We start from the raw sequence: 12,042 nt of genomic DNA on the forward strand, positions 1-12,042 counted from the left end.
CCCTCGCCGACGGCGCGACCTGGATCGCGGACGTCCCCGCCCACTGGAACGGCACTCTGTTGCTGTTCAGCCACGGCTTCGGCCCCACCGTCGCCAAGGACGCCCCGTCCGAGGCCGTCCGCACCGAGTTGCTCGCCGAGGGCTACGCGATGGCCGGGTCGTCGTACGACCCCCATGGCTCGATGTGGGCTCTGAACAGCGCCGAGCGCGACCAGTTCGCCACTCTCGATGCCGTGGCCAAGAAGCTCGGCACCCCGCGGCGCACCCTCGCCGTCGGCCAGTCGATGGGCGGGCTCGTCAACGCGCAGATCGCCCGCGACGGCACCGGGCGTGTCGACGGCGCGCTCGGCCTGTGCGGGCTGGTCGCGGGCGGCACGGACCTGGACAACTACCAGCTCGACGCCGAGTACACCCTGGCCCGGCTGCTCCTGCCCGGGCAGGACGTCGGCCTGGTCCGCTTCGGCTCCGCCGACGCCGCGGCCGCCACGGCCGAGAAGCTCACCGACGCCGTCACCGCCGCGCAGAGCACCCCGCAGGGCCGCGCCCGGATCGCACTGGCCGCGGCCTTCCTCAACCTGCCCGGCTGGGCGCCCGGACAGGACCGGCCCGCACCGACGGACTGGGCGGGCCAGGAGGAGCAGCAGTACGCGTGGTTCGCGCAGGGCGTTCTGTCGTTCGTCGAGGGCGGACGGTACGCCGTCGAGCAGTCGGCCGGCGGCAACAACTCCTGGAACGCGGGTGTCGACTACGCCCGTCTGCTCGCCGGATCCGTCCACGCCCCGCAGGTCCGCGCCCTGTACGGGACGGCCGGCCTCGATCTGCGTGCCGACCTCGCGTCCCTGACCCGGGGCGCCGCGATCACCGCCGACCCCGCCGCGGTCCGTGCCGCGCAGCACACCTCCTCCGCCGGTCAGAGCCTCGGCGTACCGCTGGTGGACGTGCACACGATCGCCGACGACCTGGTCCCGGTCGAACAGGAACGGCGGTTCGGCGACCGGGTGCGCGCGGCCGGGGACGGTGCGCTGCTGCGGCAGGCCTACGTCGAGCGGCAGGGCCACTGCACGTTCACCACCGCCGAGACCGTGGCCGCCCTGCACGCGCTCGAACACCGCGTCACCGCGGGTCACTGGGACGACGCCGCGACGCCGGGCGCGCTCCAGCGGTCCGCCACCGCGCTCGGTCTGGGCGGCGCGGCGTACGTGCCCCACCGCCCGGCACATCTGACGGTCGGCCGGGACCGCCCGGCGCACCCCACCCACCACTGACACCGGGACCCGCTCATGTCCGACGCATCCGTCACCCCGCGCAGTTCCCTTCCCCTCGGCACGCTCCTCGCCGGCTGCCTCGCCGTCTGTCTCGCGCAGATCGGCCTCGCCATACCGGCCACCCTCAACGGCCTGTTCCAGGAACACCTCCATCCGGTCGGCTCCCAACTCACCTGGATCTCCGACGCGTTCCTGCTGCCCGTCGCCGTGCTCGAACTCTCCTTCGGCGTGCTCGGCGACCTCTTCGGCCGCAAACAGCTCCTCGTCGGCGGCGCCGCGCTGCTGTGCGCGGGCGAGGTCGTCGCGGCGAGCGCCTCCGGCATCCATCAGCTGTGGGTGGGACAGGTACTGGCCGGGCTCGGCGCCGCCGCGCTCTTCCCCACCTCGCTGGCCATGATCGCGGCCGGTACGCACACCGGTCCGCAGCGCGCCCGCGCCATCGCCGTATGGGCCTCCAGCCTGTCGGCGGGCGGCTTCCTCGCCCCGCTGCTCGGTGGCATCACCGGCACCTACGGCTCGTGGCGCTCGGCGTTCGTGGTGGTCGCCGTGCTGGGCGCGGCGAGCGCCCTGGTGAGTCTGTGGCTGGCCGCCAACTCCCGGTCACCGGAAGGACGTTCACTGGGCATCGGCGGCCAGATCACCATCGGTGTGGGTCTGTTCGCCCTGCTGTACGCCGTCATCCAGGGGCCGACGGACGGCTGGGGATCGGCTCCGGTGGTCGTGGCGTTCATGATCGCCGCGGTGTTCGTGGGCCTGTTCGTGGCCGCCGAGAGCCGGGCCCGCTCCCCGCTGCTACGCCTGGACCTGTTCCGCAACCGCTCCTTCGCGATCGCGTCGGTCGTCGCGGTCGTGGGCATGTTCAGCTTCCTGGGCACGGCGTACGCGGCGAGCATCCGGCTCGGTCCCATCCAGCACCAGAGCCCGATGCGCACCGCCTTCGCGTTCCTGCTGCTCAACGGCATCACCCCGGTCCTCACTCCGCTGACCTCCCGGCTGCTGCACCGGCTGCCCGCGCGGGCGCTGCTCACCGGAGGGCTGGCGCTGATCGCGGCGGGCGACTTCCTGGCCGCCGGGCTCGACGTCGGCGACCGGGACCTCACCTCGCTGATCCTGCCGCTCGGGCTGGTCGGCATCGGTTTCGCCTTCACGGTCTCGTCCATCACCGCGACCGCCGTCAACACGGTGCCGCTGCCGCTGGCCGGCATGGCGAGCGCGGCGACCAACCTGCTGCGCGACTTCGGCTTCACCCTCGGCCCCGCGGTCATCGGCGCGGTCGCGCTGAGCCAGGCGGCTTCCCGGGTGACCTCCTCGCTGGCCACCTCCTCGTCCCTGAACGCCGAGTCGAGGGCCGCGGCCCACGAGGTGCTGAAGGAGGGCGGCCCGCTCGCCCTGAACTCCGTCCCCGCCACCTCCCCGCCGGGCGCGGCCCGCGCCTACGCCCTGGACGCCCTCGGCCACGGTTACGCGATCGGATTCGCGGTGTGCGGCTCGGCCGCCCTGTTCTCGGCACTGCTGGTGGTGACGGCACTGCGCGGACGTACGGCGGAGGAGGGCGCGCCGACGGCCGAGGACGGTACGGAACGGACCGTCGTGGCCACGGGGTGACACATGCTGGGCGCGCCCGGGGCTGCTCGGCACTCCGGGCGCGGCCCGTCGTCGGTCCGGGCGTCGGCCGAGGCGAGAAGGCCGACCCATGCCGTCGTCCCCATACGGCCGTGTCGGCCGAAAGCCGACGCGGGCTGCTGACAGGACTGGTGACGGTACGTCAGCATGGGAGCGTGTCCGAGAAGCCGAGCACCCCTCGACGGATCGCCGACGACTACGTCGCGCAGGTCGCCGCCCTCGACCCCATGACCTCGACCCGACTCGGTCTGCATCCTGAGGACGTCCGGCAGCCGGACCTGTCTCCGGAGGGCTTCGAGGCGCTCGCCGAACTGGCCCGCCGAACGCTGTCCGTGCTCGACGCCACCGAGCGGGCCGCCGAGAAGGCCGGTGCGGTGCTGGAGGACGCCGAACAGGACGCCGTGAAGTCCGGTGCGGTGTTCGAGGCCGCCGAGCCGGAAGCTGTGAAGGGCGGTGCGGTGTTCGAGGGAGCCGAGCGGAACTGCGCCCGGCTGCTGCGGGAGCGGCTCACCACGGAACTCGCCCTGCACGAGGCGGGTGACCGGTTCCGCGAACTGCGCAACGTCAACTCGCCCCTGCACAGGGTGCGCAGCATCTTCACGCTGATGCCCACCGACACCGACGAGGACTGGGCGGCCGTAGCCGGACGGCTGCGCAATCTGCCCGGCGCGCTGGACGGCTACCGGGCCACCCTGACCGAGGGCGTCGCCCGCGGGCTGCCGTGCGCTCCGCGCCAGGCCCGGGCCGTCATCGGGCAACTCGCCGCCTGGACCGGCCAGGACACCGGCGGGGCGAGCTGGTTCGCCACGTTCGTGGCCTGCGGTCCGGATCGACTCAGGCACGAACTGGACGCCGCCGCCGACCGGGCGACGGCCGCGGTGGCCGGCTTCCGCGACTGGCTGTGCCACACCTACCTGCCCGCCGTGGACGGCACCCCGGACGCCGTCGGCCGCGAACGCTACCTGCGCTCGGCACGCTGGGCCAATGGGATCGCCGTGGACCCGGCCGAGACCTACGCCTGGGGCTGGGAGGAGTTCCACCGGACGGTCGCCGAGATGCGGGCCGTGGCCGACCGGATCCTCCCGGGCACCACCGTCCGGGAGACCATGGACCACCTCAATCGGCACGGCCATGCCATCACGGGTGAGGAGAACATCCGCGCCTGGCTCCAGCAGATCATGGACGAGGCGATCGACGCCCTCGACGGCACCCATTTCGACATCTCCGGCCCACTGCGCCGGGTCGAGACGAGGATCGCACCTCCGGGCAGCTCGGGCGCTCCCTACTACAACGGCCCCAGCCTCGACTTCAGCCGCCCCGGGCGCACCTACCTGCCCACGCTCGGTCAACAGAGGTTTCCCACCTGGGAGATGGTCAGCACCTGGTACCACGAGGGTGTCCCGGGGCACCACCTGCAGACCGCCCGGTGGACCGCTGCCGCGGCCCGCCTCAGCAGCTATCAGATCACCCTCGGCGCGGTCAGCGCCGACAAGGAGGGCTGGGCCCTGTACGCCGAGCGCCTGATGGACGAACTGGGCTTCCTCACGGACCCCGCCCGCCGCCTCGGCTATCTGGACAAGCAGATGCTCCGGATCATCCGCGTGATCGTGGACATCGGCATGCACCTGGAACTCGCCATCCCCACCGACTCGGGCTTCCGCCCCGGCGAACGCTGGACCCCGGAGCTCGCCACCGCGTTCATGGCAGCCCACCACGGCAGCGACACCGCGCGCCGCGCCGGCGAGATCGACCGTTACCTCGGCTGGCCCGGCCAGGCCATCGGCTACAAGCTGGGAGAGCGCGCCTGGCTGGAGGGCCGTGAGGCCGCCCGCCGCCGCCTCGGCACCGGTTTCGACCTGCGGACCTGGCACACGAACGCGCTCACCCAGGGCTCTCTCGGCCTGGCCGACCTGGCCGACAACCTCGCGTCGCTGTAGGGGGAGTGGGGGAGTGCCGGAGCGTTCCCGCGACGGCGACGATCCCCGTTCCGGCCGACCGCCTCCCGGAACCCGCCCCTCCGGCCCTCTCACAGACCGTGCGAGGCCGGTGAGGGGGCCGGGATCGGGGAGTCGGGTCAGAAACGGGGTGTCTGCGGTGTGTGCTGCGGTGCCGGGGTGATCCGCGGGTTCACGCCGGGGTTCCGGCGGCCGGACGGCTTGCAGGTGACGTCGTGCGCCGGAAGCCTTCCGCTGCTCAGGTAGGCGTTGACGGTGCGGTTGGCGCAGGCGCGTGGGTCCTCGGAGTAGACGCCGTGGCCCTCGCCGCCCTCGACGTACACCATGCGCGAGCCCTTCAGGGCGTGGTGCATGCCGAGGCCGCTGACCAGGGGCGTCTGAGAGTCCCACTGGTTCTGGACGGTGAGCACGCCCACGGTGTTGTCCACCGCGGTGACGGGCTCGGCCGGCTTGTCCCAGAACGCGCAGGGCGTGATGTTGGAGCCGAAGTCGCCGTAGAGGGGATATTTGGCCTTGTCCCGGATCGCGTCACGCCGGTACTGCTCGGGGTCGCGTGGCCAGGCCGCGGTGTCGCCGCAGACCACGGTCCAGAAGACGACGGAGCCGTTGTCGTCCGGTGGCTGAACGGCGGCCGACCCGGGTCGGCGCGGTTCCCGCCGGTCGTCCGGTACGAGGGAACGGCCGGAGGGTGCGTGACCGTCGGCGGCCTTCTTGAGGTTGACGACCGCAGCGGCCGCCGCCTTGGGGCTGAAGAACTCGGTGCGCAGGCGGGCGCGGATGTCGTCCCCGGTGAGCTTTTCGCCGCCCTCGTCGATGGGGGTGCGGTCGGCTCGGGCGATCAGGTCCCAGAACGTCTTCTTCACCTTGGCCGGGGTGTTGCCGAGTCGGTAGGTGCGGTCGCGCTGCGCGGTCCACTTCGTCCAGCGCGTGAACGCCGGCTCGGAGCCCTCCGCCCAGACCTGGATCATGCCGCGCCAGACCCGTGCGGGGTCGACCGCGCTGTCCAGCACGATGCGATCGGCCCGCTGGGGGAACATCTGCGCGAAGACCGCCCCGAGGTACGTGCCGTAGGAGTAGCCCAGGTAGGAGATCTTCCGCTCGCCCAGAACGGCGCGGATGACGTCCATGTCACGAGCGGTGTTGCGGGTGGTGAAGTACGCGAGTCTGTCGCCGTTTCTGGCACGGCACTTGCCGGCGACGGTACGGGCCCACTTCACGTCATGGCTGAACGTCTCCGGCCTGTAGGGGTGTTCGAAGGCCTGCTCCCCGGCCGTGAGACCGCAGGTGAGCGGGCTGCTCCGCCCCACGCCGCGCGGATCGAACCCGATGAGGTCGTACTGATCGCGTACCTCCTTGGGCATCGTGTCCTTCATCATGACCGGCATGTCCAGGCCCTCGCCGCCCGGGCCGCCGGGGTTGAAGAGGATCGCACCGTGCCGCTTGGCGGGGACACCGGTCCTGATGCGGGAGATGGCCAGCTTGATCGTCTTGGCGTCGGGCCGGCTGTAGTCGAGCGGGACGTCGATCGTCGCGCACTGGAACGCGGCGGGCTGCGACGCGTCGCACCTGTGCCACGCGGGCTTCTGGTTCGCGAATCTCTTCAGCGGTTCCGCCGCGGATGCCTGCGCCGGGGCGAGGGCGGGGACCAGTGTTGCCGTGACCCCCACGGCGAGCAAGGGCGCCATGCGTCCTATCCGCACGATGGCCGTTCCTTTCGGTCAACTTCCAGGACGGAACGACGATTTCGTGTCGTCACGGGCGCGCGAATCCCTCTACAGGGCGGTCTTGTTACGACTCCCGGCGTACACGGAAAGAGACGTACGGAGGAGAACCCGATCGGGTCGATCCGCATCCGCACCGAGCGCCGGCACGGCTACGCAACGGCACACATGCCCTACGCGGACGTCCGGCGTGCGCGCATCCAGCCGAAGAGCACCACCGAGCACAGCGCGGCGACAGCGCACCAGGTCGATACGAACTCCAGCTGCCACAAGGCCCAGCACGCCGACGCGCCCACGGCGACCAGCATGCCCAGCACGAGCAGCCACCGGTCACCGGACAGCAGCAAAGAGCCCACCGTGGCCAGCAAGTAACCGATGACGAGCAGAGGTACGGGGGAAACATGCAGGGCGTATCCGACGGTGTGGCCGCGGATCTCGGCCGTCACCGGTCCGGTGGCAAGGCCCCGGGCGAGGGAGGCGGCCGTCAGCGTTCCTGCGGCGAGCGGGAGGACCAGCCGGAACCGGGCGTGGGGCGGGGCCACCCACAGCACTCCCGCCGGGACCCACACCGCCAGCAACGGCAGGGCGATGACGGCCCATGCGACGGTCGCGGGTCCGCCGCCCCCGCCCGAGCGCCACACCACCGACTCGACGACCTGGTGGGCCCCCAGCAGCAACGGCACTGCGGCAAGCGGGAGTTCCCGGCCCTGGCGCACGAGCGCCACACAGGCCACGCCCACCGCGGCGACACCGCTGCCGGCCACGAGGTCGGCCGTCGCACTCCAGCACATCACGCCACCAAGGGGTCGCCGCCGAGCGGTCCGCCACAGGCCTTTCGCCTCTGCCGCCGACCACGCTACGGCCTTCTGTTGCGGGGCCCGATGATGATTAGCTTGCCCCGGCCTTCGCGCCACCTTCCGCCCCGGCAGTCTGGAGGACTCCGCACCATGAGCAGCGCCTACGCGTACGAGTACAAGGTCGTCACCTTCCGGGAGTCGCTGATCGGCGACGCGCTGGACAGCGACAAGCTGGAGAAGGTCCTGAACAAGCACGCCGAGGACGGCTGGGGCCTGAAGGCCATCACCTCCGCCGACGTCAAGGGCCGCATAGGGCCCGGAGCCGTGGAAGGGCTGCTGCTGACCTTCGAGCGCCCGCGGCAGTAACGCCCGCGGGGCCCGTCCGGCACGGCGCGGGGCTGGGCACAAGCCCACCGCCGGCCCTGCCCTGTGCTGAGCGAGCGTGGTGCGACGGCCTGCCGCCTGCGCGGATGTGCGGGCAGCGGGCCCGAGGACACGTCCGGGTCCATGTGAGACCGTGGTGTCAGTAACCCCTGCCTGCGGATGCGGCCCACACGATGGATCTCAGGGATCTGGCCGACGAGCACGGGGGCGATCCGTTCGGCATCACGTCTGCCGCCGTCGCCCTCGTGGACGTACACGGCCTGATCCGCTACTGGAGCCGCAGGGCGGAGGACCTCCTCGGGTATCCGGCGCCCAGCGTGCTGGGGCGGCCCGCGACCTCCTTCCTGACGAGCGACCGTTCTCCGGCGTCCTTGCTCGCCGCGGCGCAGCGGGTCGGGGAGGGCTGGGAGAGCCTGATCACCGTGCGTCACCGGGCGGGCCACCCGGTCGAGCTGGCCCTGCGGGTGTGTCCGCTGCACGCGGAGCAGGGTTCCGTCTGGCTCGCCGTGGCCTGTGAGGTCTCCGACTCACGCCGGTGGGAACTCGATCAGGCCGTGGTGCGCGGCCTCCTGGAGGAGTCACCGATCGGCATCGCCGTGCTCGACAGCGAGCTGCGCTTCCAGTGGGTGAACCAGGCGCTGGCCGCCATGGAGGGCCTGCCGAACGACCTCGCGGCCCCGCGTACGGCCGCGCTCGCGGGACCGGAACCGGTGCCCCCGGCCGTCGACTGGCAGGCGCGTCAGGCGCTGGTGTCGGGCCGGGTCACGCCGGCGGTGGAACACGTGGCGCCCCGGCACGGCATGTCCCGCCGGAACTCGCAGGGCCGGCTCAGGCTCCGCTCGTCGTTCCCGCTGCGGGATGTCGACGGCAAGACGCTCGGTGTGTGTCACACCGCCGTCGACTTCACCGGCCAGGACCGGGCACGCGAGCGTCTCGCCCTGGTCAACGAGGCGGCGCAGCGCATCGGCACCACCCTGGACCTCGACCGCACGGTGCAGGAACTGGCCGAGGTGGTCGTGCCGCAGTTCGCCGACTTCGTGGCGATCGACCTCTTCCAGGGCGTCCTCTCGGCCAGGGACCTCACCCCCGGACCGGTCACCGACGGCATACTCCAGCGGGCGGTGCACCTGTCGATCCACGAGGAAGCGCCGGAGGCGATCGTTCCCATCGGGGAGGCCGCCGGGTATCCGTCGAAGTCACCGCAACAACGTTGCCTCACCACAGGCCGGCCGATCCTCGATCCGGTGCTGGACCCGACGACGTGGTGGCTGGTCGGGGATCAGCAGCGCCTGTCCAAGATCGTCAGCATGGGTGTGCACACCCACCTGGTCGTGCCGCTCCGGGCGCGGGGCTCGACGATGGGCGTGGTCACGCTGCTGCGCTGGGAGAACCCCAGCCCGTTCGACGAGGACGATCTGCTGCTCCTGGAGGAGCTGGTGGCGCGGGCTTCGGTGTGCGTGGACAACGCCCGGCGGTTCGTCCGCGAGCACAACGCCGCCCTCGCCCTCCAGACCAGTCTGCTGCCCCCGGATCTGCCCGATCACTGCGCCGTCGAGGTCGCCTACCGCTATCTGCCGACCGACGCGGAGGCCGGGGTGGGCGGCGACTGGTTCGACGTCATCCCGCTGTCCGGCGCCCGCATCGCCCTGGTCGTGGGAGACGTGGTGGGCCATGGCATCCACGCCGCGGCCAGCATGGGCCGGCTGCGCGCGGCGGTCCAGACGCTGGCCGACATGGACCTGCCCCCCGACGAGCTTCTCGCCCATGTCGACGACCTCGTCCTGCGCCTGGCGGATGAGGCGGAAGCGTCCGAGAGCGGGCCGGTGGTGTTCGGCGCGACCTGTGTCTACGCGGTGTACGACCCGATCTCGCGGAAACTCAGCGTGGCGCGCGCCGGACACCCCACCCCCGCCATCGCCCACCTCAGCGAGCCGGTCGAGCTGCCCGACATCCCCGCCGGTCCCCCGCTGGGACTGGGCGGTCTGCCCTTCGAGTCCGCCGAGATCGAGCTGGAGGAGGGAAGCGTCGTCGCCCTGTACACCGACGGGCTGATCGAGGCCTCGGACCGCGATGTCGACGTCGGCTTCGAGCGGCTCTGCTTCGCCCTGGCCCATCCCGACCGGCCGCTGGAGGAGATCTGCGACACGATGGTCCGCATTCTTCTGCCGGACCATCCGCACGACGACGTCGCCTTCCTCATCGCCCGCACGCGCGCCCTCTCCCCCGACCGCGTGGCCGCCTGGGACGTGCCCGCCGATCCCGAGGCAGTGCACGAGGCACGCGACAACACCACCCGCTGCCTGACCGCGTGGGGTCTGGAGGACATCGCCTTCACCACGGAGCTGATCGTGAGCGAGCTGGTCACCAACGCCATCACACATGCCTGCGGACCTATCAGCCTGCGTCTGATCCACGAACGGACTCTCATCTGCGAGGTGTCGGACGCCAGCAACACCTCCCCCCATATGCGCCGTGCCCGCAGCACCGACGAGGGAGGGCGAGGTCTCTTCCTGGTCGCGCAGGTCGCCCTGCGCTGGGGCACGCGGTACACCGCCACCGGCAAGACCATCTGGGCGGAACAACAGCTGCCGAGCGACGGGCCCTGCTGAGGGTGGTACGGGGGCTTCCCCGCGCCGCACGTCCGCCGGCCACTGCTGCCCGGCCGAGGCCGCCCTGGCCCAGCCGCGCACAAGGGCGGATCACCGCCCGGCCCCTACCGCGTCCGTTGCGCCTGCACGTAGGACAGCCACGGCCGCAGGTCGCCGTGTCCGAGCAGCTCGAAGCCGGCGTCGGTGACGAGGGTGTCCAGCAGGTCGACCCGGTCGTGCGCCATGGCGTGGCCGGCGCCGCCATGAACCAGGTGCCGGCCGATCCGGCTCTTCGGCGGCCGGAACTCCACGACGAGCAGCCGCCCGCCGGGCCGCAGGACGCGGTACATCCCGTGCAGTGCCGTGGGCCGCAGCTCCTCCGGCAGGTGGTGCAGCATCAGACTCGTGACGACGGTGTCGAAGGAGCCGTCCGGCAAGTCGAGGGCCTCGGCGACGCCCTCACGGTAGTCACAGGGGGCACTGCCCGGGCGCCGGGTCCTGGCGCGGGCGTATTCGAGGACCGGCGGGGAGGGATCCACGCCGGTCACCGCGCCGTCCGGGCCGACCCGCGCGGCCATGTGCCGGGTCAGGTGGCCGGTGCCGCATCCCACGTCCAGGACGCGGTCGCCCGGTACGGCACCGCTCAGCTCCGCCAGGCGGGAGAAGGCGCGGCCACGGCGGCCGGCGAAGCAGGGGGCGCCGAAGACTTCGTACGCCCGCGGGGTTGCGATGGTCACGCCGGGCGTGTCCGGGTGCGGCTTGCCCCGCATGAGGTGTCTGAGAGACATGACCCTCCTCCATAACTTAGTCATGACTAAGCTCACCGCCCAACTTAGTTCCGACTAAGAAAGACGGCAAGGGGGCATACGATGATCGGTGTGACCGAGCCCCGATCCCGCACGCGCACCCGGCTGAGCGCCCCCGAGCGCCGTGCCTCGATCCTCGCCGCGGCCACCCAGGTCTTCTCCGAGGCCGGCTACCAGCGCGGCAAGGTCTCCGACATCGCCCGGCGGGTCGGCGTCACCGAGCCCGTCGTCTTCCAGAACTTCGGCTCCAAGTCCGCGCTGTACCGGGCGGTCCTCGACCACGCCACCGACGCGGTCTCCGCACTCCTGCACCGGGCGGCCGACGCGGGCCGGCCGGTTCCCGAGGTTCTGGCGGCATTCCTGGACCCCGCCCCCATGGACCGCTTCCACCGGCCCGGCTCCCACGGCTTCCTCTTCGCCGACGCCACCGCGCTGGCCCACGACCCGGACCTCGGCGAGGCCCTCCGCCAGGCCCACCGGCACCTCGCCGACACGCTCGCCGACCTGCTCCGCCGCGGCCAGGCCGCCGGAGACGTCCGCGACGACATCCAGCCGCACACGGCCGCCTGGTGGCTCGTCTCGCTCCTCGCCGGGCGCTCCTTCCGCACGGCAGTCGTCCCGGACGGCGACACCGTCGAGGCAGAACTGACCCGTATGGCATTGCAGTCGCTGCTGCCGGAGCAGCCCGCCGGGTGAAGGGCAGCGCCGTTCCGGAGACCGCGAGCGTCGTGTGCACGTGTGGGGACCGGCCCCAGGAGCTGGTCCCCACACGCCGGTTCAGGCGGCGTTGCTACACGGCGAGGTCCTCCTCCTCGGGGAGTTCGTCGGTGTCGACGCCGCGTACCTGGGCCAGTTCGTGCTTGAGGGCTGCGAGTTCGGCGCCGCCGGCCATGTGGTTGGTCA

General features: G+C 72.0%; 8 protein-coding genes and 2 pseudogenes. 6 read left to right on the forward strand and 4 right to left on the reverse strand.

Translation table 11 applies throughout. From position 1 onward, the window contains the following. Window positions 1–2: 2 nt before the first annotated feature. The 3 genes and pseudogenes from ACWGJ5_RS34320 to ACWGJ5_RS34330 form a co-directional block, all read left to right on the forward strand. Window positions 3–1,265, forward strand: a pseudogene (locus ACWGJ5_RS34320) (alpha/beta hydrolase); the annotation flags it as partial. Between the two features lie 15 nt (window positions 1,266–1,280). Continuing rightward, window positions 1,281–2,870 (forward strand): MFS transporter, encoded by a 1,590-nt coding sequence (locus ACWGJ5_RS34325; protein ID WP_453313540.1) that lies wholly within the window; start codon window positions 1,281–1,283, stop codon window positions 2,868–2,870. A 173-nt stretch (window positions 2,871–3,043) separates the two neighbouring features. Next, window positions 3,044–4,825, forward strand: coding sequence for a DUF885 domain-containing protein (locus tag ACWGJ5_RS34330; protein ID WP_453313541.1), 1,782 nt, complete (start codon window positions 3,044–3,046; stop codon window positions 4,823–4,825). Window positions 4,826–4,962: 137 nt separating this feature from the next. Here ACWGJ5_RS34330 and ACWGJ5_RS34335 read toward each other — a convergent pair whose 3' ends face one another. Further along, window positions 4,963–6,543 (reverse strand): alpha/beta hydrolase, encoded by a 1,581-nt coding sequence (locus tag ACWGJ5_RS34335; protein WP_453313542.1) that lies wholly within the window; start codon window positions 6,541–6,543, stop codon window positions 4,963–4,965. Window positions 6,544–6,737: 194 nt separating this feature from the next. Beyond that, the gene (locus ACWGJ5_RS34340; protein ID WP_453313543.1) at window positions 6,738–7,355 is read right to left on the reverse strand and encodes a DUF6629 family protein; all 618 of its coding nucleotides are present in this window, start codon (window positions 7,353–7,355) and stop codon (window positions 6,738–6,740) included. Between the two features lie 156 nt (window positions 7,356–7,511). Here ACWGJ5_RS34340 and ACWGJ5_RS34345 point away from each other — a divergent pair, with 156 nt between their 5' ends. Beyond that, complete coding sequence (locus tag ACWGJ5_RS34345; RefSeq protein WP_453313544.1) at window positions 7,512–7,727, forward strand: DUF4177 domain-containing protein; 216 nt, start codon at window positions 7,512–7,514, stop codon at window positions 7,725–7,727. A gap of 191 nt (window positions 7,728–7,918) precedes the next feature. After that, window positions 7,919–10,354: a SpoIIE family protein phosphatase gene (locus ACWGJ5_RS34350; RefSeq protein WP_453313545.1), complete on the forward strand. Its 2,436-nt coding sequence runs from the start codon at window positions 7,919–7,921 to the stop codon at window positions 10,352–10,354. A 104-nt stretch (window positions 10,355–10,458) separates the two neighbouring features. Here the strand turns inward: ACWGJ5_RS34350 and ACWGJ5_RS34355 are convergent, their stop codons facing one another. After that, window positions 10,459–11,121 carry a class I SAM-dependent methyltransferase gene (locus tag ACWGJ5_RS34355; protein ID WP_453313546.1) on the reverse strand — a complete coding sequence of 221 codons (663 nt, stop codon included), beginning with the start codon at window positions 11,119–11,121 and terminating at the stop codon, window positions 10,459–10,461. Window positions 11,122–11,211: 90 nt separating this feature from the next. Here ACWGJ5_RS34355 and ACWGJ5_RS34360 point away from each other — a divergent pair, with 90 nt between their 5' ends. Continuing rightward, on the forward strand, window positions 11,212–11,835 hold the full coding sequence (locus tag ACWGJ5_RS34360) for a TetR/AcrR family transcriptional regulator (RefSeq protein ID WP_453313547.1): 624 nt from the start codon (window positions 11,212–11,214) through the stop codon (window positions 11,833–11,835). Between the two features lie 94 nt (window positions 11,836–11,929). Here the strand turns inward: ACWGJ5_RS34360 and ACWGJ5_RS34365 are convergent. Further along, window positions 11,930–12,042 (reverse strand): annotated as a pseudogene (locus ACWGJ5_RS34365) (sugar ABC transporter ATP-binding protein); the annotation flags it as partial.

The organism is Streptomyces sp. NPDC054783, from assembly GCF_053611725.1.

Bases quoted from the DNA above. Each gene is read 5' to 3' on its own strand.
- ACWGJ5_RS34340 (WP_453313543.1), bottom strand. From the start codon at position 7,355: ATGTGCTGGAGTGCGACGGCCGACCTCGTGGCCGGCAGCGGTGTCGCC.
- ACWGJ5_RS34350 (WP_453313545.1), top strand. From the start codon at position 7,919: ATGGATCTCAGGGATCTGGCCGACGAGCACGGGGGCGATCCGTTCGGC.
- ACWGJ5_RS34345 (WP_453313544.1), top strand. From the start codon at position 7,512: ATGAGCAGCGCCTACGCGTACGAGTACAAGGTCGTCACCTTCCGGGAG.
- ACWGJ5_RS34355 (WP_453313546.1), bottom strand. From the start codon at position 11,121: ATGTCTCTCAGACACCTCATGCGGGGCAAGCCGCACCCGGACACGCCC.
- ACWGJ5_RS34325 (WP_453313540.1), top strand. From the start codon at position 1,281: ATGTCCGACGCATCCGTCACCCCGCGCAGTTCCCTTCCCCTCGGCACG.